The organism is Pseudomonas sp. GW823-FHT03E05, from assembly GCF_058796855.1.
Map to the genome: position 1 here is coordinate 214,480 of NZ_JBXAJB010000006.1, position 24,701 is coordinate 239,180.

Sequence of the window (24,701 nt, forward strand, 5' to 3'; positions counted from 1 at the left end):
CTTCCTTCCTTAAACCAGCAACGACACCGCCAACGGCAGCAACACTGCCGTGGCCACGCCCATCAGACTCATCGCCAGCGCCGCAAAGGCGCCGCACTCCTCACTTTCCTGCAAGGCCACCGAGGTGCCCACTGCGTGGGCGGTCATGCCCAGGGCCATGCCTCGCGCTTCCGGGCCATGCACCCCCAAACGGTTGAGCAGGCCCGGGCCAAATATCGCTCCGATCACTCCGGTAATCAGCACGAAGACCGCCGCCAACGCCGCCACGCCACCAATCTGCTCGGCCACCAGCATGGCAATGGGCGAGGTCACCGACTTGGGCGCCATGGTCATTAGGATCATGTGCTCGGCACCAAACCACCATCCCAGCAGTACGCCCAGGCTGGTAGCCACGACGCCACCCACCACCAGCGTAGCCAATATCGGCCAGAACAATTGGCGGATCCGTCGCAGGTTGAGGTACAGCGGCACCGCCAGGGCTACCGTCGCCGGGCCCAGCAGAATGCTCAGGATTTCGGTGCTCTTGCGGTACTCGGCATAGCTCAGGCCGCAGCCGAGCAGCACGCCGATCACCAGTAGCATGGACACCAGCACCGGCTGCAGGAACATCCAGCGGGTCTTCTCGAACGCCGCCAGCACCAGTTGATAGGCACCCAGCGTGATGCCGATGCCAAACAGCGGGTGATGGATCACCGCGGCCCAGGCCCCCTGCCAATCGAAGATCATTGACTGTCCTCCTGCCGGCCCTGGCGCTTGACCAGGCGCTGCATCAGCACGCCGACAAAGGCCATCGAGATCACCAGGGACAACACCAGCGCGCCGGTAATGGCCCAGAAGTCCGCGGCGATGTCACGGGCATAGACCATGACCCCCACCGCAGGCGGCACCAGCAGCAGCGGCAGGTAACGCAGCAGGCTGCCAGCCGCGAGATTCAGCGGCTCGCCCACTTCACCGCGCACCACCAGGAAAACCAGCAGCAGCAACAGGCCGATGATGGGCCCGGGAAGCACGGGCAACAGCAGGTGATTGAGCGCCGTTCCGAGCAATTGGAACAGCACCAGCCATGTCAAACCGCGTAACAACATACCGCCTCTCCAGCCAGATCCCGTCGCGCATTATAAGCACGCAGGTGCTATGAACCGGCATTCGCCAAAAGCATGGATGTTTACCGGGAAGGATCGCCATGATGATCTAAAGTGGAAGTTTCAGAGCGCACCACACAACGTCGAATACTAATAAATCGTTGATCCAAGGAGAGTCTCAATGCCCCATGTTCCTGTTGCAGAGCTCAAAGATTATGTCGGGAAGGAACTCGGACGTTCCCCATGGCTCACCATCGACCAGGAGCGCATCAACCTCTTCGCCGAGGCGACCGGTGACTTCCAGTTCATCCACGTGGATCCGGTCAAGGCCGCACAGACCCCGTTCGGCAGCACCATTGCCCACGGTTTCCTGACCCTGTCGCTGATCCCCAAACTGATGGAAGACATCCTCGTGCTGCCCCAGGGCCTGAAGATGGTGGTCAACTACGGCCTGGACAGCGTGCGTTTCATCCAGCCGGTGCCAGTCAATTCCAAGGTGCGGCTCAAGGTCGACCTGACTGAAGTTACCGAAAAGAAACCCGGTCAGTGGCTGCTCAAGGCGACCGCCACCCTGGAAATCGACGGCCAGGAAAAACCGGCCTATATCGCCGAGCCGCTGTCGCTCTGTTTCGTCTGAAATCCCTCCGATGCGAAACAGCTCACGCTGTTTCGCTCAACCTCTCTATATATAAGACACACCGCTGCGGCATACTCGGTCCCCTAATTATCCGGAACCCGTTATGCGCCCACTTGCACCCCTGGTTTTGACCCTATTGCTCAGTGCCTGTGGCGACGGCGAATCGCTGTTGCCACCCGATGCCCGCCTGCCGGATGGCGGGCGCTATCGAGGCGACCTGGTCAATGGCCTGCTCCAGGGACAAGGGCGCATCGACTACCCCAACGGCAGTTGGTACGCCGGCCAGTTCGACAAGGGCCAGTGGCATGGCCAGGGGGAATGGCACGGCAGCAACGGCGAGGTCTATCGCGGCCAGTTCCAGCAAGGGCTGTTCCATGGTCAGGGCACCCTGACCACCAAGGACAGCAGCTACAGCGGCGGCTTCAAGCTCGGCCGCCGGGATGGCGAAGGCACCCTCAAAGAAGACGGCATGACCTACCGCGGCGAATTCAAGGCCGACCTGTATTCGGGCCTCGGGCGCCTGGAACTGGACGACGGCAGCCAGTACCAGGGCCAGTTCGCCAAGGGCAAGCCCAATGGCGAAGGCCAGCGCAGCGACGCCAGCGGCAACCAGTTCACCGGCAACTTCGTCAACGGCCAGCTGGAAGGCAACGGCACCTTCAACAGTGCCGAAGGCGACATCTACGTCGGCGGCTTCAAGCACAACCAGCTCAACGGCAAGGGCCGCTACGAAAACTCCGACGGCGACGTCTGGATCGGCCAGTTCAAGGAAGGCGCCCTGAGTGGCAAGGGCGAACTGACCGGCGCCGACGGCAGCCACTATGTCGGCACCTTCAGCGACTGGCGCTTCAGCGGTGAGGGGCGGCTCAACCTCAGCGATGGCAGCTTCTACGTTGGCGGCTTCGACAGTGACAACTACCAAGGCCACGGCGTACTGGTACTGCGCGATGGCAGCGTGCAAAGCGGTGTATGGAACAACGGCCTGCGGGTTCGCGACGCCGATGGCAAGCTACTGCCAGACCCGCTGGAAACTGCGCTGCTGGTCCAGGGCCGCTTGCTCAAGGAAGCCCTCGATACGGTGCCCGCCTCCACCCCGGCCATCGAACTCTACAGCCTGACCCTGGCCGGCGACGGCAAGCAGAGCGTGTTCCTGCGCGAGGCCGACTATGTCAGCAACATGCTCGCCAGTCGCTTCGGCGCCTACGGCCAGATCCGCCTGGTCAATCACCGCGACCACCTGATGAACCGGCCCATGGCCACCCGGGAAAACCTGCGCCGCGCCGCCCAGACCCTGGCCGAACGCAGCGGCCCGGAAGACCTGGTGTTCATCTACCTCACCAGCCACGGCACCAGCGCCCACGAACTGGTGCTGGACCAGCCGCGCCTGGAGCTGGCAGACCTGCCCGCCGATGAACTGGCCACCGCCCTGGCCCCGCTGAAGAACCGCGACAAGATCATCGTCATCTCTTCCTGCTACTCCGGCGGCTTCATCCCGGCCCTCAAGGATGAGCGAACCCTGATCATGACCGCATCCCAGGCAGACCGAGTGTCCTTCGGCTGCTCGGAAGAGGCCGACTTCACCTACTTTGGCGATGCCCTGTTCGCCCAGGCGCTGAACCAGACCGACGACCTGGAGCATGCATTCAAGCTGGCCCGGGGCATCGTTGCCGAGCGTGAGCAGGCAGACGGCTTCGAAGCGTCGGAACCGCAGATCTGGGCGCCCAGAGGCGTCATTGCCCATTGGCAACAATTGCGCAAACAGCAGGCACGAAAGGCCCTGCAGAGTGTCTCTATAAGCAGCAAGGAAGCACAGAGCAACTAAGCTGAAACAGTATCAAGGGGGAATGACCATGTACTTGACGCCTCAGCATATCCTGCTCGCCGGCGCCTCCGGCCTGACCGGGGAGCAACTGCTCGATCGTCTGCTCAACGAGCCCACCATCACCCGCGTCCTCGCGCCCAGCAGACGCCCACTGAGCGAACACCCACGCCTGGAAAACCCGGTCGGCGACCCCGCCGTATTCCTGCCGCAACTCAGCGGCAAAGTGGAAATCGCCTTCTGCTGCCTGGGTACCACCCTCAAGCAGGCCGGTTCCGAAGCCGCTTTTCGCGCGGTGGACCTGGACATGGTGGTGGCCTTCGGTAAGCGCGCGCGGGAGCTGGGCGCACGGCACCTGATCGTGATCAGCGCCCTGGGCGCCGACCCCAAGTCGTCGATCTTCTACAACCGGGTCAAAGGTGAGATGGAAGAAGCGCTGAAACTGCAGGGCTGGCCACAACTGACCATCTGCCGGCCATCACTGCTGCTGGGGGATCGCATCGAGCCGCGCCTGGGCGAACAGCTGGCCGGACCACTGTCGCGGCTGATACCGGGCAAGTACCGCGGGATCGAAGCCTGCCAACTGGCCCGGGCCATGTGGCGCCTGGCCCTGGAAGAGCAGACCGGCACGCGGATCGTCGAGTCCGACGAACTACGCAAGCTGGGCAAATGAATCGCTCGCCCGCAAGCCGCTCCCGCACGTACCTGTAGGAGCCGGCTTGCCGGCGAAGCACTACAACCCGCCTGTTGCCTGAAACCCCACCCCCAATACCGTCAGCACCGACAGCGGCAGCAACAGGGTATCGAGCAGGGCACTGGCTGGCAGATCCACGCCAGGATAGCTCGGTGCCTCGGCGCCAAAGCGGTCCATGGCGCAGCACCCACCCTGCATCGCATACAAGTCCAGGCGCGTCCCCGAATACACCACCGGCGCCCCGGGCTGGGCGGCATTCAAGGTCCGGGCCGTGGCACAGCCGCCCAGTTGCAGGGCGGCCAACAGCACCAGCAGGGACTTACTCATCGCTGCTCAGATGATGCTCGCCCCAGCGCGGCAACATGTCCTGCGGGATGTTCAACAGATTGAGAATCCGCGCGACGACAAAATCCACCAGGTCATCGATGGTCTGCGGCTGGTGATAGAAGCCCGGCGAGGCCGGCAGAATGGTCACGCCCATGTTCGACAACTTGAGCATGTGCTCCAAGTGAATGCTGGAGTACGGCGCCTCGCGAGGCACCAGAATCAACTGCCGGCGCTCCTTGAGGGTCACGTCCGCGGCGCGCTCGATCAGGTTGTTGCAGGCACCGGTGGCAATCGCCGACAAGGTGCCGGTGGAGCACGGCACCACTACCATCGCCGCCGGCGAGCCGGAGCCCGAGGCCACCGGCGACATCCAGTCCTCCTTGCCATAAACGCGGATCTGCCCCGCCGACGCACCGGTGTATTCGGTGAGGAAGGCCTGCATGGTCTGCGGCTTGGGCGGCAGGGTCACATCGGTTTCCGTGGCCATGACCAACTGCGCAGCCTTGGAGATCAGAAAATGCACCTCCCGGTCCTCACGCACCAGGCAGTCCAGCAGGCGCAGGCCGTACTGGGCGCCCGAGGCACCGGTCATGGCCAGGGTGATGCGTTCCGGGCCGTTGTTCATCGCAGCGCCTCGGCCAGTTTGCCGTGCAGGCCGCCAAAGCCGCCGTTGCTCATGATCACCACCTGGGTGCCCGGCTTGGCCTGGCTCTTCACCCGCTCGATGATGCCTTCCAGAGAGTCGCTGACAATCGACGGCACCGTGCACAAGGCCGCCGTGGCGGCCAGGTCCCAGCCCAGGTTGGCCGGGGCATACCAGATCACCTGATCGGCCTGGTTGACGCTTTCCGGCAGGCCATCGCGGTGCGCGCCAAGCTTCATGGAGTTGGAGCGCGGCTCGATGATGGCGATCACCGGGGCATCGCCAACCCGCTTGCGCAAGCCATCCAGCGTAGTGGCGATGGCCGTCGGGTGATGGGCGAAGTCATCGTAGATGGTCACGCCATGCACTTCGGCGACTTTCTCCATGCGCCGCTTCACGCTCTTGAACGCGCTCAGGCCGGCAATGCCCATCGATGGCACCACGCCCACATGGCGTGCCGCAGCCAGGGTGGCCAGGGCATTGGCGACGTTGTGCTGGCCGGTCAGCTCCCACTCCACCACGCCCTGGCTCACGCCTTCGAACATCACCTCGAAGGCCGAACCGTCGGCGCTCAGCAACTTGACCTGCCACTGGCCACCGGCGCCGGTAGTCTGCACCGGGGTCCAGCAGCCCATCTCGATCACCCGCTGCAAGGCAGGCTCGGTAGTGGGATGGATCACCAGGCCTTCGCTGGGAATGGTCCGCACCAGATGATGGAACTGCCGCTCGATAGCCGGAAGATCAGGGAAGATGTCCGCATGATCGAATTCCAGGTTATTGAGGATCGCGGTCCGTGGGCGGTAGTGGACGAACTTCGAGCGCTTGTCGAAGAAGGCGCTGTCGTACTCATCAGCCTCGATCACGAAGAACGGCGTACCGCCCAAGCGCGCGGAGACGGCGAAATTCTGTGGCACGCCGCCGATCAGGAAGCCCGGGCTCATGCCCGCATGCTCCAGGACCCAGGCCAGCATGCTGCTGGTGGTGGTCTTGCCGTGGGTCCCGGCCACCGCCAGTACCCAACGCCCCTGCAGCACATGGTCGGCCAGCCATTGCGGGCCGGACACATAGGGCAGGCCCTTGTTCAGCACGTACTCCACCGCCGGGTTGCCGCGGGACATGGCATTGCCGATCACCACCAGGTCCGGCGCCGGGTCCAGCTGGGCAGGATCGTAGCCCTGGGTCAGCTCGATGCCCTGGGCCTGTAACTGGGTGCTCATCGGTGGATACACGTTAGCGTCGGAACCGGTGACGTGATGGCCCAGCTCTTTGGCCAGAACCGCCATCGACCCCATGAAAGTGCCGCAGATACCGAGAATATGGATGTGCATAGTCGACCTCGAAAAACATCGGCGCAGGTTAGCGTAGAGGGCTGCAAATCGCACCCATTAGCTGACCGGGAGGTTGCTGCTGGCCTGCGCCGGCGCAAGCCCGACGGGCCAGCAGCGGCCGGCAGCTCGGACTATCGCGCGATGCCGTGCTTGCGCAGCTTTCTATAGAGGGTGTTGCGGCTCACGCCCAACTGCTCGGCGGTATGGGTCATGTGCCAGCGCTGCTGCTCCAGGGCCGCCAGCAACGCCACCCGCTCGGCGTCCTCCAGTGGCCGCTCCGGCACCTCTGCTACCGCTTCGCCCAGCGGCGCCGGGCGGCTGTGGCGGATCAGCGGCGGCAGATCATCCAGGCCAATGCGGCCGTTTTCACACAAGGCCGCCAGGGTACGCAGCACGTTGCGCAATTGCCGCACGTTACCCGGCCAGGAATAACTCAACAGGCTCTGGCGCACCGCTTCCTCCAGCATCACCGGCTGGCCGCCCGCCTCTTCGGCCAGGAGGAAATCCAGCAACTGGGATTTGTCGCTGCGATCGCGCAAGGCCGGCAAGGCGATCTCCAGGCCATTGAGCCGGTAATACAGGTCCTCACGGAAGCTACCGTCGCGCACCCGCTCCAGCAGGTCACGGTGGGTCGCGCTGATGATGCGCACGTTGACCGGTTGCGGCTCGCCGCCGATCGGCACCACCAGCCGATCCTCCAGTACCCGCAGCAAACGGGTCTGCAGGGCCAGGGGCATATCGCCGATTTCATCGAGGAACAGGGTACCGCCATCGGCCTGCTGCAACTTGCCGCGCATGCCCTCCTTGCGCGCCCCGGTAAAGCTGCCGCCGCGATAACCGAACAGCTCGCTCTCGATCAGGCTTTCCGGGATAGCCGCGCAGTTGAGCGCGACAAAGGCCTTGCCCGCCCGCGCGCTGCCCTGGTGCACCGCCTTGGCGAAGGCCTCCTTGCCGGAGCCGGTCTCGCCATTGATCAGCAACGGCACATCGCGCTCGAACACTCGCGAGGCGCGGCGAAAATCGTTCTGCAGGCCGTCATCCCCCAGGCAGATCCCCGAGGGCCGCGCCGGCGCAATGGCCTGCGGTGCCCGCAGCACCGCTGGTTGTGCGGCCGGCTGTGGCTGGCCGCGCAACAAGGCGAACAGGCGTCGCCCGTCCCGGGTGCGCAATGGCCAACTGGCGCTGGCATTGATACTGGCGCGGCCGAGCAGTTCATCCAGGGAGCAGTCGAAAAAGCTTTCCACCGGCTTGCCCAGCAACCCGCCGCGAATATGCCCCAGCAGGTTCAGGGCGCTCTGGTTCACCGCACAGATCCGGCCATCGCCATCGAACGCCAGCAGGCCCTCGCTGAACAGCCCCACCGACTCCGCCTGCAGATGAAAGCGCAGCAGCCACTGGTTCTCGAAATAACGCAGGAAATAGCAGCTCTCGATCATCTTCGCCGACAGATTGACCAGGGCCATGGTATGGAACTGGCTCTGCCGGGACACGTCCTGGCGCGCCGACGACACATCCAGCACCGCCAGCAACTCGCCATGGGGGTCGAACACCGGGCTCGCAGAGCAGGTCAGGCCGGTGTGCCGGCCGCGGAAATGCTCACCCTGGTGAATGGTCAGCGGCTGACGCTCCACCAGGCAGGTGCCGATGCCGTTGGTGCCCTCCCGGGCCTCGCTCCAATCGGCGCCCAGCCACAGTCCGGCATGCTCGAAGATCTTGCGTTCGCTGGGGGCGGTAATGCAGTTGAGGATCACGCCCCGGGCATCGGTCAGCAGCACCGCATGCCCGGCGCCGGACAGTTGTTGGTGCAGGTTGGCCATCTCGGTGCCGGCAATCTGCAAGACATCTTGCAGGCGCTCGCGGCTCTCCAACAGGCGGCCATGTTCAAGCACCGTAGGGGCCATGACCTGGGCCGGGTCGAGATGATAGTCCTCGAGGCAGCGCAGCCAGGAGCGGGCAATGGAAGGATCGCTGCCCGGGCCCTGCAAATGAGCCTTGCCCTGGGCCACGGTGAGCACCTGCTGGGCATGCCGGCTCAAGTAATTGCTAGTGTGCATTTCTTATTATTCTCCTGCTGCGCTGTCACGCTCAGACGAAATACTGTCGCCACTGCCGGGCTGCAATCGACTACGAAGGAGGAATGCTCATCAGACTTGTCCGACAAGATTCGACACGCGAACCAGCATCCTCCAGGCGCTGCTGCATTGCAATGCCGGCTTGACTCCCGAGTCACAGGTTGTGCCACTTAGGTTACAAACTGTCACTCAAGCCTGTACCGGATCCGTCACAGCGCCCCGTAGCGGTCCCCTCGAAACATCCGCAAACCCTTGATGCATATGGCCTGTAGCACGCTGGCCCGACCTTTGCTCTACGCTTGATATGCGCTACGGCGCGTCCTCCCCCATAAGCATAAAAGCCAGGAGATACCCACCATGCGTTACGCACACCCCGGTACTGAAGGCGCTATCGTTTCGTTCAAGAGCAAATACGGTAACTACATCGGCGGCGAGTTCGTCGCGCCTGTCAAAGGCCAGTACTTCACCAACACCTCGCCGGTCAACGGCCAGCCGATTGCCGAATTCCCCCGCTCCACTGCCGAAGACATCGACAAGGCCCTGGACGCCGCCCATGCCGCCGCTGACGCCTGGGGCGCGACCTCGGTGCAGGCGCGCTCGCTGATCCTGCTGAAGATTGCCGACCGCATCGAACAGAACCTCGAACTGCTGGCCATCACCGAAACCTGGGACAACGGCAAGGCCGTGCGTGAAACCCTGAACGCCGACATTCCCCTGGCCGCCGACCACTTCCGCTACTTCGCCGGTTGCCTGCGGGCCCAGGAAGGCAGCGCTGCGGAAATCGACGGCAACACCGTGGCCTATCACATCCATGAACCCCTGGGCGTGGTCGGGCAGATCATCCCGTGGAACTTCCCGATCCTGATGGCCGCCTGGAAACTCGCCCCGGCCCTGGCAGCGGGCAACTGCGTGGTACTCAAGCCCGCCGAGCAGACCCCGCTGGGCATCACCGTGCTCATGGAAGTGATCGGCGACCTGCTGCCACCCGGCGTACTCAACGTGGTGCAAGGTTTTGGCCGCGAAGCCGGCGAGGCCCTGGCCACCAGCAAGCGCATCGCCAAGATCGCCTTCACCGGCTCGACTCCGGTGGGCTCGCACATCATGAAGTGCGCCGCCGAGAACATCATTCCGTCCACCGTGGAACTGGGCGGCAAGTCGCCGAACATCTTCTTCGAAGACATCATGCAGGCCGAGCCCAAGTTCATCGAAAAGGCCGCCGAAGGCCTGGTGCTGGCATTCTTCAACCAGGGTGAAGTCTGCACCTGCCCATCCCGCGCACTGGTGCAGGAATCGATCTACGACGAATTCATGCAAGTGGTGATGAAGAAGATCGAGCAGATCAAGCGTGGCGACCCACTGGACACCGACACCATGGTCGGCGCCCAGGCTTCCGAGCAGCAGTTCGACAAGATCCTCTCCTACCTCGACATCGCCAAGAATGAAGGTGCGCAGCTGCTCACCGGCGGCAAGGTGGAAAAACTCGAGGGCGACCTGTCCAGCGGCTACTACATCCAGCCGACCCTGCTCAAGGGCACCAACAAGATGCGCGTGTTCCAGGAGGAAATCTTCGGCCCGGTGGTCAGCGTCACCACCTTCAAGGACGAAGCCGAAGCCCTGGCGATCGCCAACGACACCGAGTTCGGCCTGGGTGCCGGGGTCTGGACCCGCGACATCAACCGCGCCTACCGCATGGGCCGCGGGATCAAGGCCGGCCGCGTCTGGACCAACTGCTACCACCTGTACCCGGCCCACGCCGCGTTCGGTGGCTACAAGAAATCCGGTGTCGGCCGTGAAACCCACAAGATGATGCTCGACCACTACCAGCAGACCAAGAACCTGCTGGTGAGCTACGACATCAACCCGCTGGGCTTCTTCTGATCGATCCTCCCGGCGGCCCAGGCCGCCGGGAGGCCTTTTCGCGGCCTTGCCGCACAGGTTCACCTGCTCTGATCCGGTGCCGACGGCTTGCCGGACGGGACACTGCTGTCGGAAGTTCTGCGCCAAACCAGTCGTGCACAGACCCTGCTTGAAAAACAATAACAAGGGACAAACGCAATGGATCAGATCGGCAACTACGTGCTCTACCTCATCATGCTCTGCGCCGTACTTGGCGCCTTCGCCGCCATCTATGACAGCGAGCGAGGCCTGGGCAAGGAATTCATGGAAGGCATTCACGCCACCGGCTACATCTTCGTGCCGGCCGCGGGCATCATGGCCTCCATCCCCTATCTCACCGTGGTCATCGAAACCGTCTTCGGACCGTTCTTCAATTCCCTGGGAGCCGATCCGGCCCTGGCGGCGACCATGATCATCGCCTCGGACATGGGCGGCTATCAGCTGGCCTCGGCCCTGGCCGCCAGCAAGGAAGCGCTGGTAATGGCGCTGATCACCGGCTTCATGGGTGGCGCCACCATCGTCTTCTCGATCCCCATGGGCCTGGCGATGCTCGACAAGCGCGACCACAAGTACATGGCCCTGGGGATCATGTCCGGGATCCTCACCATTCCCGTGGGCGTAATGATCGCCAGCCTGATCCTGGCCTTCAGCAACCCGCAGGTACGCGAACTGGTCAGCACCAGCGGCGAAGCCAGCTACCAACTGGCCCTGGGCCTGGGCAGCATCTTCGCCAACCTGCTGCCGATCCTGATCTTCGTCGTGGCCCTGGCCCTGGGCCTGCGCTTTTTGCCGGACATGATGATCAAGGGTTTCATCATCTTCGGCCGGGCCATGGACGCGGCGATCAAGCTGGTACTGGTGTTCTCCATCGTCGAGTATTTCACCGGGGCCTTCTCCGCGGTGTTCGGCGGCTGGGGCTTCCACCCGATCATCGCCGACGCCGAGGACCAGACCCGCGCCCTGGAAACCGCCGGCTACATCGGCATCATGCTGGCCGGCGCCTTCCCCATGGTCTACCTGCTGCGCAAGTACCTGGGCAAGCCCCTGGAAAACCTCGGCGGCAAGATCGGCCTCAGCGCGGTAGGCAGTGCCGGTATGCTGGCCACCATCGCCAACATCCTGGCCATGTTCCGCCTGGTGCGCTTCATGCCGCCCAAGGACAAGGTGGTGAACATCGCCTTCGGTGTCTGCGCCGCCTTCCTGCTGGGGGACCACCTGTCCTTCACCGCCAACTTCCAGCCGACCATCATCCTCCCGGTATTGATCGGCAAGATCAGCGCCGGCTTCGTCGCGGTGGGACTGGCCTATTGGCTATCGGTGCCCAAGGCCCTGCAACTGGAAGCCCAGGACCGGGCTGCCGGAATCATCGGCGAAGGCGAGTACCTGGGCGGTACAGCCCTGGAAACCCCGGAACCGGCAGGCCAGAAGGCCACGGCCTGACTCCGGCGCGGCGAGGAACGCCTGCATGCAAGCCTTCACCGGCGGCGCCCAGGTCTTGCTGCTGGGGCTGGACTTCGGGTCCACCACCAGCAGCGTGCTGATTGCCCAGGCCAGCCTCAGCAGCCACTGCATCACCGGGCGCATGGCCCTCAACGAACCCCGGGTGCTGTTTCGCGGCGACCCGGTGTTCACGCCCTTCAAGGATGAGGTCATCGATGAAGCCGCGATCCGCGGCCTGATCGAAACCTGGCTTGAACAGGCGGACGTGCGCCCGCAGCAGTTGTTTTCCGGCGGGGTGATCATCACCGGGCTGGCGGCCCGGCGGCACAACGCCCAGGCCCTGGCGCAACTGGTGGGGCAACTGATCGGTAACGCACTGATCACCCGTGCCGACGATGGCGGGCTGGAGTCCTGGCTGGCGTTCATGGGCAGTTGCTCGGCCCTGAGCCGCTTTCACGCGCAGCAGCCCATGCTCAACCTGGATATCGGCGGTGGCACCACCAATGCCGCCTGGGGCCTGGAGGGCAATGTGCTGGCCAGCGGTTGCCATTTCATCGGTGCCCGGCACCTGCAATTCGAGCCGGGCAGCTATCGGCTCAGCGGAATGTCGGAGTTCGGCCGGGCCCTGCTCGATCACCTGGCGATTGGCAAAACATCCGGACAACTCCTCGACAGCTCACAACTGCAGGCCGTGCTGGATTGGTACATCGACGCCCTGCTGGCGCTCGTGTCGGGGGACCGAGCGTTCTTTGCCAGCCCGCTGGGCCGGTTGACGGAGCAACTGCCGCTGAACCTTCCGGCTCACGAACCTGATGTGGCGCTGACCTTTTCCGGTGGCGTCGGCGAGTTGCTGTATCGGCACTTGCAGGGTGAAACCCTGCCCGGCACCACCCACTACGGCGACCTGGGCATCGACCTGGCCCTGGCCATTGCCCGCCAGCCGCGGCTGGTGCGTGACGCCCGCCGCCTGGTCCCGGAAAACCGTGGCCGGGCCACGGTCTACGGGCTGACCCTGCACAACACCGAAATCTCAGGCAGCACCTTGTTCCTGCCCCGGCCCGAAGCACTGCCGCTCAAGGACCTGCCCATCGTTGCCCGTCTATCGGTGCGCGCCTCCCGGCAGCAACTGGAGGCGGCCCTGGAACTGGCCCTGAGCAGCCGCGACGGTGCCTGCCTGCAACTGCTCGATGGCGGCCAGGCGCCAGGCCTGGAAGAAATACGCCACCTCGGCGCCCTGCTGTGCCGGGCCCTGGGCACTGCCCGCCCGGCTCCCCAATGGCCGCTGGTGCTGCTGTTGGAGAGCAACGTCGGCAAGGTCCTGGGCAACTACGCCACGGATTGGGGGCGCAGTTCTTGCAACCTGATCGTCATCGACGAAGTACGTGAACGCTCGGCGCACTTCATCAATCTGGGAACACCCCATCAGCACATAGTGCCCGTCGCCTTTTACGGTGTGCACTGATGCCGATGCCGGCCAAGGAGAGTCTTGCCATGTCACTCACCGAACTGCAGCACATCCGCCTTCCCGTCGTCCCGGCCGAACGTGGCTACAGCACCCGGGTGCTGGATCGCCAGATCGCCTTCGAAAGCCTCAAGGCGGTGCTCGGCGCCGCCGACATCAGCAAGGCCGGGGACCGTGTGGCGGGGCTGGCAGCCGTGGATGAAATCACTCGCGAAGCAGCGCGCAAGGTGCTCTCGGAACTGACCCTGGATCACTATTTCCAGCACCCGCTGACCGACCGCCACGGCCATATCGACAGTGTCATGCAGGTCAACTACGACATCGACCACGAAGTGTTCGGGGAAATCGCCCCTCTTACCCTGGGCGCCCTGAAAGATCGCCTGCTGCGCAGCCACGGCACCGAAATACGCCGCATCGGCCGCGCCCTGACCGGGGTGATGGTGGCCGCCCTGGCCAAGCTGCTGGATGTGCATGAACTGATCCTGCTGTCGAAAAAGCTCAAGAGTGGCGCGGCCGCCAAGGCCCGAACCCTGGTGGGCCTGCCCGGGACCCTGTCGTCGCGCCTGCAGCCCAACCATCCCACCGACAACCTCAGCGGCATCACCCTGCTGGTCTACACCGGCCTGAGCATGGGCTCGGGGGATGCACTGATCGGCCTCAACCCGGCCATCGACACCGTGGACAACATCAGCGCCACGCTCCACCACCTGGACAAGCTGCGCCGGGAAACCGGAGCACCCACCCAAATCTGCGTGCTGTCCCATATCAAGACCCAACTGGCCTGCCTCGACCAGGGCGCTCCAGTAGAGATCATGTTCCAGAGCCTGGCGGGCACCGAACGTACCCTGACCGACGAGTTCGACGTTACCGTGCAACTGCTGGACCAGGCCTGGCAGACCATGGCCGAGCGCGGCCCGCTGCGGGACGTGGCGGAAAACTTCATGTACTTCGAGACTGGCCAGGGCAGCGAGCTGACCTACGGCAAGCACGAAGGCATCGACATGACCACCTGCGAAGCCCTGTGCTATGGGCTTGCCCGGCGCTACCGGCCGTACATGGTGAACAACGTCACCGGCTTCATCGGCCCGGAAACCCACCTCGACAACTTCGAGATGACCTATTCCTGCCTGCAGGACCAGTTCATGGGCAAGTTGCTGGGGCTGCCCATGGGCATGGCCCCCTGCTACACCCTGCACTCGCAAGTGACCCTGGAAGGCCAGCAGATGGCCACCGAATTGCTGACTGCCGCAGGCGCCAACTTCTTCATGGACGTGTACCTGAGCACCGACCGCATGCTCGCCTACTTCGACACCAGCGCCCACGACAACCAGACCCTGCGCGAGGTGCACGACCTGGCACCGGCCCCGGAATACCTGCGCTGGGCCCTGGGCAAGGGGATTTTCCAGGAAGACGCCCACGGCAACGTGGAACGCGGGCCGAACTGGGGCAACCCGAGGATTTTCTGCCAGTCGGACATCGACTTCCAGCGCCTGCTGGAATCCACCCCGGCCACCTACGGCTTCGACAACGCCGGGCCGCGCCCGGCCAACAGCGTGTCGCGTACTGTGCGCGCCAACCTGGCAGTGGCCCGCGAGGCAATCTACGTCGACTTGCGCCCCAGCGAAATCGGCGCCATTCCCCTGCGTGAGTTGCACACCGCCGCCCCGGACAAGCTGGCCCATCTGCAAGACCCGGAGCTGGGCGCGCGGCTGACCGAGGAAGTGCTGCGGCGCCTTAAACCGGAATACAACGACGTGCAGATCGTGATTTCCGACGGCCTCAGTGCCGAGGCCATCCACCACAACATTCCCGAGCTGCTGCCGGTGCTGCTGGACGGCTTGCACAGCCGCGAGCTGCGCATCGGCCAGCCGATCCTCGCGCCCTATGGCCGGGTCAAGCTGGCGGAGTCGGTGGGCGAGGCCCTGCAACCCCAGCTGATCATCGTGCTGATCGGCGAGCGGCCCGGCGGCGACGCCCTGGCCTCACGGAGCATGTCCGCCTACCTGGGCTACCGCCTGCCGGACGACCAGGCGCGCCGCGCCGCCGCCCAGTTCAGCGGCAATGCCGACATTCGCTATGAATACACAGTGATCTCGAACATCTACAGCGGTGGCCTGCCGCCGCTGGAAGGCGGCAGCCTGGTGGCGGAAAAGGCCTTTGCCATCCTCCATCACCGGGCTGCCGGCAACCGTCTGGAAAACCTGCTGAAGAAGGTGGCATCCTGATGATCCGCCAGCACTCGGCAACGCCCCTACATCGTTGAAACGGAGACTGAGATGGCCCAATTTTCCCACAGCGTAGGTTCTCAGACCTATCGCTTCGACAGCCTCAAGGACGTCATGGCCAAGGCCAGCCCGGCCCGTTCCGGCGACTTTCTGGCCGGGGTTGCCGCCCTCAACGACGGCGAGCGGGTTGCCGCCCAGATGACCCTGGCGGATATCCCCCTCAAGCACTTTCTCGAAGAGGTGCTGATTCCCTATGAGTCCGACGAAGTCACCCGGCTGATCATCGACACCCATGACCGCGAGGCCTTCGCCACGGTCAGCCACCTGACCGTGGGCGGCTTTCGCGACTGGCTGCTCAGTGACGCCGCCGACGAACAGAGCCTGCGGGCCCTGGCGCCGGGCCTGACCCCGGAAATGGCCGCCGCGGTGTCGAAGATCATGCGCGTGCAGGACCTGATCCTGGTGGCGCAGAAGATCCGCGTGGTGACCAAGTTTCGCGGCACCCTGGGGCTGCGTGGACGCCTGTCCACCCGCCTGCAGCCCAACCACCCCACCGACGAGCCGGCGGGCATCGCCGCAAGCATTCTCGACGGCCTGCTGTACGGCAACGGCGACGCGATGATCGGCATCAACCCGGCCACCGACAGCATCGCCTCGATCTGCGCCATGCTGGAAATGCTCGATGCCATCATCCAGCGCTACGAGATCCCCACCCAGGCCTGCGTGCTGACCCACGTCACCACCTCCATCGAGGCGATCAATCGCGGCGTGCCCCTGGACCTGGTCTTTCAATCGATTGCCGGCACCGAAGCGGCCAATGCCAGCTTCGGCATCAACCTCAACGTGCTCCAGGAAGGCTACGAGGCGGGCCTGAGCCTGAACCGCGGCACCCTGGGGCAGAACCTGATGTACTTCGAGACCGGCCAGGGCAGCGCCCTGTCGGCCAACGCCCACTTCGGCATCGACCAGCAGACCTGCGAAACCCGCGCCTACGCCGTGGCCCGGCACTTCAAGCCGTTCCTGGTCAATACCGTGGTCGGCTTCATCGGCCCCGAGTACCTGTACAACGGCAAGCAGATCATCCGTGCCGGCCTGGAAGACCACTTCTGCGGCAAGCTGCTGGGCGTGCCCATGGGTTGCGACATCTGCTACACCAACCACGCCGAAGCCGACCAGGACGACATGGATAACCTGCTGACCCTGCTGGGGGTGGCAGGAATCAACTTCATCATGGGCATCCCCGGGTCCGACGACATCATGCTCAACTACCAGACCACGTCCTTCCACGACGCGCTCTATGCCCGGCAGACCCTTGGCCTGAAACCCGCTCCCGAATTCGAGCAATGGCTGGCCAGGACCGGCATCTTCACTCAGGCCGACGGCAAGGTGCATTTCGGCAACAACCTGCCGCCGGCTTTCCGCCAGGCGCTGGCCCAGTTGGGATAAGGAACAGGCTCATGCAAAAACACCCGACCGATTCGCAGAACCCCTGGCTGGAACTGCGCCGCCTGACTCCGGCACGCATTGCCCTGGGCCGTACCGGCACCAGCCTGCCCACCGATGCTCAACTGGACTTCCAATACGCCCACGCCCAGGCCCGGGACGCCGTGCACCTGCCCTTCGACCACGCCGGCCTGAGCGCTCAATTGGCCGAGCGCGGACGTGACAGCCTGCTGCTGCACAGCGCCGCCACCGACCGCCACAGCTACCTGCAACGCCCCGACCTGGGACGCCGGCTCAGTGACGACTCGGCCCAGGCCCTGCGCGACTACGCCAGCGCCCATCCCGGCGGGTTCGATCTGGCAGTGGTGGTAGCCGATGGCCTGTCGGCCCTGGCGGTGCATCGCCATACCCTGCCATTTCTGGCACGCATGGAGGAACAGACCGCCGCCGAAGGCTGGTCGCTGTCGCCCGTGGTGCTGGTGGAACAGGGCCGGGTGGCGGTGGCCGACGAGGTCGGGCAACTGCTGGGGGCGAAGATGACGGTGATCCTGATCGGCGAACGCCCGGGGCTCAGTTCCCCCGACAGCCTGGGGCTTTACTTCACCTACCAGCCGAAAATCGGCCTCACCGACGCCTATCGCAACTGCATCTCCAATGTGCGCCTGGAGGGCCTGAGCTACGGCATGGCCGCTCACCGCCTGCTCTACCTGATGCGTGAAGCCTGCCGCCGCCAACTGTCGGGGGTGAACCTCAAAGACGAGGCGCAAGTGCAGACCCTGGACAGCGACGAGCCGGCAGATATGAAGGGCAACTTCCTCCTGGGCCCGCCCCAAGCGTGATTTTGCAAGACGATTGCGCTTTTTCGCCGCTTTGGGCAGCATCGCAACACGGCTGCCCGAGTCATCCAACCTGTGCCGTCACATCCACTTGAAGTTGAGAGCCACCATGCGGATTACTCAAGCAACCCTCGAGCACCTGGATCTGTTGACCCCCTTATTCGTCAAATACCGCGAATTCTATGGCGCACTGCCCTACCCGGATTCGTCCAGGGCCTTCCTGGAAAAACGCCTGCGGCGCAAGGAATCGGTGATCTACCTGGCCCTGGCCGACGACGACAGCAACAAATTGCTGGGCTTCTGCCAGCTGTACCCGAGCTTTTCCTCCCTCTCCCTCAAGCGTGTGTGGATTCTCAACGATATCTACGTTGCCGAAGACGCCCGACGCCAGCTGGTGGCGGACAACCTGATGCGCACCGCGAAGAAGATGGCCAAGGAAACCAACGCCGTGCGCCTACGGGTGTCCACCAGCAGCAACAACGAAGTGGCACGCAAAACCTACGAGTCCATGGGTTTTCGCGAAGATACCGAGTTCAAGAACTACGTCCTGCCCCTCAGCGACGACTGACTCTGCAGACAGCGGCCCCAGGGCCGCTTTGGTATTTCCGCCCCTGACGCGCGCCCTCCCGGCAACCTACCAAGCACCGGCCAAGCCGAAACGCCCCGCTACAATCTGAACACGCATTTCACTTGTCAGCCCTTATAATGCCGACCTTTTCGGATCGTAAGAAAAGCTACACACCCCTGTAGTCCCTTTCTCCGAGTCATCGCACAGGCCTGCCGAGCCAGGCTGTCATCACAGGTGCCCCAATGGATTTCAACCCGATCGACCTAATCCTTCATCTCGACGTTTATCTCGACATGCTGGTGACCAACTACGGGCCCTGGATCTACGCCATCCTGTTCCTGGTGATTTTCTGTGAGACGGGCCTGGTGGTAACCCCCTTCCTGCCCGGCGACTCCTTGCTGTTCATCGCCGGCGCGGTGGCCGCAGGCGGCGGCATGGACCCGGTGCTGCTGGGCGGCCTGCTGATGCTGGCGGCGATCCTTGGCGACAGCACCAACTATGTGATTGGACGAACGGCAGGGGAACGGCTGTTCAGCAACCCCAACTCGAAGATCTTCCGTCGCGACTACCTGCAGAAAACCCACGACTTCTATGAAAAGCACGGCGGCAAGACCGTGACCCTGGCGCGCTTCCTGCCGATCATCCGCACATTCGCGCCCTTCGTCGCCGGCGTGGCGCGCATGCCTTACCCACGGTTCTTCGCTTTCAGCGTGGCCGGCACCATCCTCTGGGTCGGCGGCCTGGTGACCCTGGGCTACTTCTTCGGCAACGTGCCCTTCATCAAGAAAAACCTCTCGCTGCTGGTGGTGGCCATCATCCTCCTGTCCCTGGTGCCGATGATCATTGGCGTACTGCGCAGCCGTTTTGGCCGCAGTACCGAAAAAGCCGAAACCCGCTAAGCACCATGTGGTCCCTCAGCGCCTGGCGCCGCAAGCGCCGGCTGGCCAGGCACCCGGTCAGCGATGAAACCTGGCAGCGGGTACGCCAGCACCTGCCCTTCCTCGACGGCATCAGTGCCGCCGAGGACCAGTGGCTGCGCGAGGCCAGCGTGCTGTTTCTCGACGACAAGCACCTCACCGCCCTGCCCGGGGTCGAGCTGCACCAGGAACAGCGCCTGCTACTGGCGGCCCAGGCACAGCTGCCGCTGCTGCACCTGGGGGACCTGAACTGGTATCAGGGCTTCCACGAAATCATCCTTTACCCCGACGACTTCCTCAGCCCGCAACGCCATCGCGACGCCAGCGGTATCGAGCACGAATGGGATGGCGAGCACAGTGGCGAAGCCTGGCAGCAGGGGCCGATCATCCTCGCCTGGCCCGGAGTCCTGGCCAGCGGTGGCTGGGAAGCCTACAACCTGGTGATCCACGAACTGGCCCACAAGCTGGACATGCTCAACGGCGACGCCAACGGCCTGCCGCCGCTGCACAGCGACATGCGGGTCAGCGAGTGGGCGCAAGTGATGCAAAGCGCCTACGACGACCTCAACCACCAGTTGGACCGCAATCCGGACGCAGAAACCGCCATCGACCCCTACGCCGCGGAAAACCCGGCGGAATTCTTCGCCGTCACCAGCGAATACTTCTTCAGCGCCCCGGACTTGCTGGTGGCGGCCTATCCGAAAGTCTATGCACAACTACAGCTGTTTTATCGGCAGAATCCACTGGCCCGGTTACAGCAACTTCAAGCAGAAGATCCGGTCTATCAAACGCACCACTAATGTCCTGTCGCGCTATTTAAGCTGTTCATCTGAAGACCGGTTACCTGACAACCAGGCCGCCGGTCGCTCGGTAAACCCGAACACGCCCGCGACACAGTACAACCAAGGTTCTACGACCCTTGGTACGTGGCATCGGTAGCGGAGTGTGTCTATAATCGCCGCCACTTTTTGGTCAATCCGGCCAAGTCATTTGGTCAACTAACGGGGGCAACGCCCAATGAGCTACAGCAAGATTCCGGCGGGCAAAGACCTGCCGAACGACATCTACGTCGCTATCGAAATCCCGGCCAACCACGCGCCGATCAAGTACGAAATCGACAAAGACAGCGACTGCCTGTTCGTTGACCGCTTCATGGCCACCCCGATGTTCTACCCGGCCAACTACGGCTTCATCCCCAACACCCTGGCTGACGACGGCGACCCCCTCGACGTACTGGTCGTGACCCCTTACCCAGTAGCGCCAGGCTCGGTGATCCGTGCCCGTCCAGTGGGCATCCTGAACATGACCGACGACGGCGGCGGCGATGCCAAAGTGATCGCGGTACCACACGACAAGCTGTCCCAGCTGTATGTCGACGTGAAGGAATACACCGACCTGCCAGCCCTGCTGCTGGAACAGATCAAGCACTTCTTCGAGAACTACAAAGACCTCGAAAAAGGCAAGTGGGTGAAGATCGACGGTTGGGGCAATGCCGATGCAGCCCGCGCCGAGATCCTGAAGTCGGTTGCTGCCTACAAAGGCTAAGAAGCAACTGCACGCTTGGAGCAACAAGCTTCAAGAAAGAGCCCCGGTCATCCGGGGCTTTTTTATGCCTGCACGCAGCACCGGTTGCCTGCTGGCGCCGGCTTGCCGGTGAACCGCTTTCTCGGCCGACCACGCATCCAGCAACATATTCTTCGCACTTTTTACTGCTTCAAGGCCTCTGGAACGCGCTTCGCACTGGGAATTCCCGGCGAATATGCGTATGCTGCGCCCCACATTTGCGCATCGACCCTTCAAGCGGTCAGAGCGCCTGACGAAGCGGATGACTTTCTCGCCCAGTCCCACAGCCAGCCGCAAGAGCTGGGTGTACGTTTTGAAGGCTGGTGCGGTTTACCAAAAATGAACCAAGCCAGTCCCCGAGAAGCCGGCCACAAGCCGGCTTTTTAATGCCTGGAACCCGGGCACGGGAAGGACCGGCCACTCCTACAGCAGGTGCAGGATGCACGACCTACGCAGCTTTGCAGCTCCCAGAAGATCCCCTGCGGTGAATTTTCAGCCCCTGCGGCGAGCCATCAACGGTGCATTGCTGGCGGCGCTGACAGCCCTTGGCCTTTGCGGGTGCGTGGGTGCCTGGATGGATATGCCCGAAAGGCAAGTCACCAAGACCGACGCTCACCAAACGCTGGTGGGCCACTCCATGACCCCGGTCATCACCCGCACGCAGAAGAGCCCCGCCGAACGCCAGTGGTGCGGCACCACCGTTTTGCTCGTGATCCTGCCAATCCCGCTGAAACTGCCGGTTTGCGAGTCCTACAGCGCCACCTCGTACGGCAACGATATAAACGGCGCCGAAGCTGCGTTGCTGTATGTGAACCAGAAAGTCAGTTCGGACTTCTACGCCTGTGGCCCATTCATGTTCCTCGGGCCAATCGCGCACGGTTACCAGGGCAACGCGCTTTGCGGGAGGTTCCGCTAGGCCCTTCCCTCCTTGGCCCCCACACCAAGACCCTCAAGTTCTCGCTACAATCCCGCCCATTGATGGCAATTCGCCCGCTCTGCAGCGGCCGGCTTCGACTCCTGCCCCTTGAGCGCGACGTTAACGAGAATTCCGGACATGGCCCTGCACATCCCCACCCTGCTCGTAGTCTCGGTGTTCATTTTCTTTCTGATGAGCCTGCTGACCTTCCACGCCTGGCTACGGGAAACCCGTGAGCGGCCACTGGCTTATCTGGGCGGCATGATGCTGCTGGCGGCGGGGGGCGTGGTGCTGGTCGCATTCAGCCAGGTGCTTGCAGAAGCCCTGGGTACAAAAGACGTATTTGCCCGCATTGGCGGTGAAGAGTTCGCCTGCCTCCTGGCCGCGACCGATGAGCAGGCCGCAGTAACGGTAGCCGAGCGGGTTCGCCAGGCTTTTGCCCGCTTGCCTCTGCTGGAACCCAGGCTGCTCAGCGTCAGCATCGGTGTGGTCAGCAGTGAAACCCGGGGCTACGACCTGCCGCGCCTGTTGTCCCTGGCCGACGAAGCCCTGTATGGCGCCAAGCACCAGGGGCGCAACCGAGTGCACAGGGTATCGCGCAGCGCCCTGGAGTTGCAGCCGGACTGAACGGCCAGGCCGCCTGGCTCCTGCGTGGTTTTACCAATCAGCGGGATAACTGTGATACGCCCCCCAAAGGCGGCAAATAAGGCACTTAGCCAGTATTTCCGGCGCCCTTGGGCAAGAATAAACTCGCCGCTCTCCAGGACTCTCGGATGACAAGGAATGTGGAATAAAGAAGCCGCTATCAGTCACTTGAACGCTCACGCTCACGCCGGTAGTACGGGGCGCTGTGCGGCCTATACTCGCCAGGCGATCGAAGCCGGTGGCGGTGGGGTGATTCTGCACAGGAAGCACTCGGCCAAGGACTTCGGCTCATCATTGACTTCTGCCGGTTTCATCGAACAACCGGCCGGCCAGACGCCCGCAGCGGGCGATGTGGTGATCATCCAGCCCATTCCCGGGCACCCCCACGGTCACATGGCGATGTTCAACGGCACACTCTGGGTGTCAGACTTCAAGCAACTGCACGGTTTCTACCCGGGGCATTCCTACCGGGTGCAGAAACCTGCCTACAAAATCTATCGCCATCCGTAAGGGGTCCTCCATGAGAATGCTGTTCTGCTCGCTTCTGGCAGCGGTCGCGATGCATCAGTCGGTCGCCCTGGCCGACTGCGCCAGTTCGCCAAAGCCCGCAACCCAGGCGTTTTATAGCTGGTACCTGCAAACCTTCAGCGAAGACAAGGATCCGTTGACCGACAACGTGGCGGAAATGAAGAAGTACGTCTCCGACTCACTGATCACCAAGATCAAGAAACAGATGGCCAGCCCCGACGGCCTGGAAGAGGACTACTTCCTCAAGGCCCAGGACTACATGGATGAGTGGCTGACCCAGATCAAGGTCAGCGAACCACAAGTCCAGGGCTCCAGCGCCAAGGAGCAAGTGACGTTGGGCAACACCCCGGACACCACCCAGATCGTCGATGTGCGGATGATCAAGGACAAGGGCTGCTGGAAGATCGATGAAGTGATTTCCACCGCCGACCAGAGCGATTGACCTACCGCTTCGGCGCTGACTCCGGCCACAGCGCGGGTCGTCCATCCGGGCGATCCGCCATGCTAAGCTGCGCGCCGTTTCGGGCAACGGCCCGGGACCTCACTGAAAAAGGACTCTCAGTCATGTCGTTGCCGGCCGCAGTACGCCTGCCCCTGTCATTTCTCTCGCTGTTCAGCGTTCTCAGCCTCAGCAGTTCCTGGGCCCATGCCGATGCGCAACAGGACGTCGCCAAGGGGCGCTGGCAAGGCCTGGCCGGCATGGCCAACCTGTACCTGGACGAAGCCACGCCAGCGGATTTCATCGAGGCCGGGGACAATGAGAAGAGCCAGCACGACAACTACGCCGGCGCCCTCGCCTACTACCTGACCGCTGCCCGCCTCGACCCGAAGAATGCCTACGCCTCCTACCAGGCCGCCGGCAGCCTGGCGGCCATGGACAAGAACAAGCGCGCCGCCGAATACCTCGACCAGGCCCGCGAGCGTGGCTTCTGGCAGCTGGTGCTGCTCAAGGAAGACGACGAACTGGAATCGTTGCAGCAGGACCCGGCCTACAAGAAGCTGTTGCAGGCCGCCGAGAAGAACTACCCGGCCAAGGCCAGGGATGCGGGCCTTGCGGCCTTCAGCATTCCCCAGGGCAAGGCCCCGAGCGAGGGCTGGCCGGTAGTGGTCTGGCTGTCGGGGTTCGGTACCGAAGGCAGCGACGGTATCGACATGCGCACGGACCTTGTGGGGGAAAAAGCCGTGCTGGTGGGCATCAACGGCACTCTCAAGCGCGACGAGCACCAATTCATGTGGCAGCAGCATTCGGTAGCACCGACCGAAGAAGCGGTCAGCGCAGCGCTGAAGAAACTGGAAAAGCAGACCCGTATCGATCGCTCGCGCATCGTCCTGATGGGTTTCTCCCAAGGTGCCGAGCACGCCTCGCACCTGATCGCCGAGTACCCGCAGCATTACAGCGGCGCGCTGCTGCTGTCACCCGGCGGCTACCGGATTCCCTTCGGCGAAACCAAGGCTCGGGACAAGCGCATCGTCATCGTCCATGGCGCCAAGGAGCACGAGAGCAACCAGAAGCTCACCGCCGCCACGCAACAGGCCCTGGAACCCGGCAACCAGGTCCAGAGCCATGAGCATGAGCAAGGCCATACCTTCCAGGACGACTGGCGCCAGGTGTATCCGGGCTACCTGAAGTTCGCCCTGAACCTCTGATGCCAGGTGCCGG

Annotated in this window: 25 protein-coding genes; 19 read left to right on the forward strand and 6 right to left on the reverse strand. The window is 63.4% G+C overall.

Annotated elements, in window-relative coordinates; translation table 11 throughout:
* Positions 1 to 9: 9 nt before the first annotated feature.
* Positions 10 to 726, reverse strand: a complete 717-nt coding sequence (locus AC1RCO_RS24640; RefSeq protein ID WP_011063678.1) for an LrgB family protein — start codon at positions 724 to 726, stop codon at positions 10 to 12.
* Positions 723 to 1,085, reverse strand: a complete 363-nt coding sequence (locus AC1RCO_RS24645) for a CidA/LrgA family protein (protein WP_011063679.1) — start codon at positions 1,083 to 1,085, stop codon at positions 723 to 725. The genes AC1RCO_RS24640 and AC1RCO_RS24645 overlap by 4 nt, the downstream gene beginning before the upstream one ends.
* A gap of 178 nt (positions 1,086 to 1,263) precedes the next feature.
* Between AC1RCO_RS24645 and AC1RCO_RS24650 the strand changes: the two genes are divergently transcribed.
* The 3 genes from AC1RCO_RS24650 to AC1RCO_RS24660 all read left to right on the forward strand — a co-directional run bounded on the left by AC1RCO_RS24650 (position 1,264) and on the right by AC1RCO_RS24660 (position 4,211).
* A complete protein-coding gene (locus AC1RCO_RS24650; RefSeq protein ID WP_015637175.1) occupies positions 1,264 to 1,719 on the forward strand; it encodes a MaoC family dehydratase in 456 nt (151 codons plus the stop codon).
* Between the two features lie 103 nt (positions 1,720 to 1,822).
* A complete protein-coding gene (locus AC1RCO_RS24655; protein ID WP_011063681.1) occupies positions 1,823 to 3,541 on the forward strand; it encodes a C13 family peptidase in 1,719 nt (572 codons plus the stop codon).
* A 28-nt stretch (positions 3,542 to 3,569) separates the two neighbouring features.
* Positions 3,570 to 4,211 carry an oxidoreductase gene (locus AC1RCO_RS24660; protein ID WP_011063682.1) on the forward strand — a complete coding sequence of 214 codons (642 nt, stop codon included), beginning with the start codon at positions 3,570 to 3,572 and terminating at the stop codon, positions 4,209 to 4,211.
* Between the two features lie 60 nt (positions 4,212 to 4,271).
* On the opposite strand, the gene AC1RCO_RS24665 is transcribed toward AC1RCO_RS24660, so the two are convergent.
* The 4 genes from AC1RCO_RS24665 to AC1RCO_RS24680 form a co-directional block, all read right to left on the reverse strand.
* Entirely contained in the window at positions 4,272 to 4,559 is a 288-nt protein-coding gene (locus tag AC1RCO_RS24665) for a YceK/YidQ family lipoprotein (protein WP_011063683.1), read from the reverse strand.
* Positions 4,552 to 5,184 (reverse strand): flavin prenyltransferase UbiX, encoded by a 633-nt coding sequence (gene ubiX, locus AC1RCO_RS24670; protein ID WP_011063684.1) that lies wholly within the window; start codon positions 5,182 to 5,184, stop codon positions 4,552 to 4,554. The genes AC1RCO_RS24665 and ubiX overlap by 8 nt, the downstream gene beginning before the upstream one ends.
* Positions 5,181 to 6,530, reverse strand: a complete 1,350-nt coding sequence (gene mpl / locus AC1RCO_RS24675) for a UDP-N-acetylmuramate:L-alanyl-gamma-D-glutamyl-meso-diaminopimelate ligase (protein ID WP_011063685.1) — start codon at positions 6,528 to 6,530, stop codon at positions 5,181 to 5,183. Before mpl ends, ubiX begins: the two co-directional genes overlap by 4 nt.
* Before the next feature lie 131 nt (positions 6,531 to 6,661).
* Positions 6,662 to 8,584, reverse strand: a complete 1,923-nt coding sequence (locus tag AC1RCO_RS24680) for a sigma-54-dependent Fis family transcriptional regulator (protein WP_065363617.1) — start codon at positions 8,582 to 8,584, stop codon at positions 6,662 to 6,664.
* Between the two features lie 375 nt (positions 8,585 to 8,959).
* Here AC1RCO_RS24680 and exaC point away from each other — a divergent pair, with 375 nt between their 5' ends.
* From exaC to AC1RCO_RS24760, 16 genes are all read left to right on the forward strand, one after another.
* A complete protein-coding gene (exaC, locus tag AC1RCO_RS24685) occupies positions 8,960 to 10,480 on the forward strand; it encodes an acetaldehyde dehydrogenase ExaC (RefSeq protein ID WP_011063687.1) in 1,521 nt (506 codons plus the stop codon).
* Positions 10,481 to 10,657: 177 nt separating this feature from the next.
* The gene (eutH, locus tag AC1RCO_RS24690) at positions 10,658 to 11,938 is read left to right on the forward strand and encodes an ethanolamine utilization protein EutH (RefSeq protein WP_011063688.1); all 1,281 of its coding nucleotides are present in this window, start codon (positions 10,658 to 10,660) and stop codon (positions 11,936 to 11,938) included.
* Positions 11,939 to 11,963: 25 nt separating this feature from the next.
* Positions 11,964 to 13,400 carry an ethanolamine ammonia-lyase reactivating factor EutA gene (locus AC1RCO_RS24695; RefSeq protein ID WP_011063689.1) on the forward strand — a complete coding sequence of 479 codons (1,437 nt, stop codon included), beginning with the start codon at positions 11,964 to 11,966 and terminating at the stop codon, positions 13,398 to 13,400.
* Positions 13,401 to 13,429: 29 nt separating this feature from the next.
* Positions 13,430 to 15,625: an ethanolamine ammonia-lyase gene (locus AC1RCO_RS24700; RefSeq protein WP_220223334.1), complete on the forward strand. Its 2,196-nt coding sequence runs from the start codon at positions 13,430 to 13,432 to the stop codon at positions 15,623 to 15,625.
* 51 nt (positions 15,626 to 15,676) lie between these two features.
* A complete protein-coding gene (locus tag AC1RCO_RS24705) occupies positions 15,677 to 17,071 on the forward strand; it encodes an ethanolamine ammonia-lyase subunit EutB (protein WP_011063691.1) in 1,395 nt (464 codons plus the stop codon).
* Positions 17,072 to 17,082: 11 nt separating this feature from the next.
* Positions 17,083 to 17,907, forward strand: a complete 825-nt coding sequence (gene eutC / locus AC1RCO_RS24710; protein WP_041120010.1) for an ethanolamine ammonia-lyase subunit EutC — start codon at positions 17,083 to 17,085, stop codon at positions 17,905 to 17,907.
* A 106-nt stretch (positions 17,908 to 18,013) separates the two neighbouring features.
* Complete coding sequence (locus tag AC1RCO_RS24715; RefSeq protein ID WP_011063693.1) at positions 18,014 to 18,472, forward strand: GNAT family N-acetyltransferase; 459 nt, start codon at positions 18,014 to 18,016, stop codon at positions 18,470 to 18,472.
* 242 nt (positions 18,473 to 18,714) lie between these two features.
* Complete coding sequence (locus AC1RCO_RS24720) at positions 18,715 to 19,371, forward strand: DedA family protein (protein ID WP_011063694.1); 657 nt, start codon at positions 18,715 to 18,717, stop codon at positions 19,369 to 19,371.
* 5 nt (positions 19,372 to 19,376) lie between these two features.
* Positions 19,377 to 20,189 (forward strand): M90 family metallopeptidase, encoded by an 813-nt coding sequence (locus tag AC1RCO_RS24725; protein WP_053160168.1) that lies wholly within the window; start codon positions 19,377 to 19,379, stop codon positions 20,187 to 20,189.
* Positions 20,190 to 20,406: 217 nt separating this feature from the next.
* Complete coding sequence (ppa, locus tag AC1RCO_RS24730) at positions 20,407 to 20,934, forward strand: inorganic diphosphatase (protein ID WP_011063696.1); 528 nt, start codon at positions 20,407 to 20,409, stop codon at positions 20,932 to 20,934.
* 15 nt (positions 20,935 to 20,949) lie between these two features.
* Positions 20,950 to 21,339, forward strand: coding sequence for a hypothetical protein (locus tag AC1RCO_RS24735; protein ID WP_077934844.1), 390 nt, complete (start codon positions 20,950 to 20,952; stop codon positions 21,337 to 21,339).
* A gap of 52 nt (positions 21,340 to 21,391) precedes the next feature.
* Positions 21,392 to 21,868: a hypothetical protein gene (locus AC1RCO_RS24740; RefSeq protein WP_258571616.1), complete on the forward strand. Its 477-nt coding sequence runs from the start codon at positions 21,392 to 21,394 to the stop codon at positions 21,866 to 21,868.
* Between the two features lie 138 nt (positions 21,869 to 22,006).
* On the forward strand, positions 22,007 to 22,495 hold the full coding sequence (locus AC1RCO_RS24745; protein WP_492618135.1) for a GGDEF domain-containing protein: 489 nt from the start codon (positions 22,007 to 22,009) through the stop codon (positions 22,493 to 22,495).
* 156 nt (positions 22,496 to 22,651) lie between these two features.
* Positions 22,652 to 23,023: a hypothetical protein gene (locus tag AC1RCO_RS24750; protein ID WP_011063715.1), complete on the forward strand. Its 372-nt coding sequence runs from the start codon at positions 22,652 to 22,654 to the stop codon at positions 23,021 to 23,023.
* Positions 23,024 to 23,033: 10 nt separating this feature from the next.
* Positions 23,034 to 23,483 carry a DUF3828 domain-containing protein gene (locus tag AC1RCO_RS24755; RefSeq protein ID WP_011063716.1) on the forward strand — a complete coding sequence of 150 codons (450 nt, stop codon included), beginning with the start codon at positions 23,034 to 23,036 and terminating at the stop codon, positions 23,481 to 23,483.
* A gap of 122 nt (positions 23,484 to 23,605) precedes the next feature.
* Positions 23,606 to 24,688 carry a dienelactone hydrolase family protein gene (locus AC1RCO_RS24760; RefSeq protein ID WP_019092772.1) on the forward strand — a complete coding sequence of 361 codons (1,083 nt, stop codon included), beginning with the start codon at positions 23,606 to 23,608 and terminating at the stop codon, positions 24,686 to 24,688.
* Positions 24,689 to 24,701 lie beyond the last annotated feature (13 nt).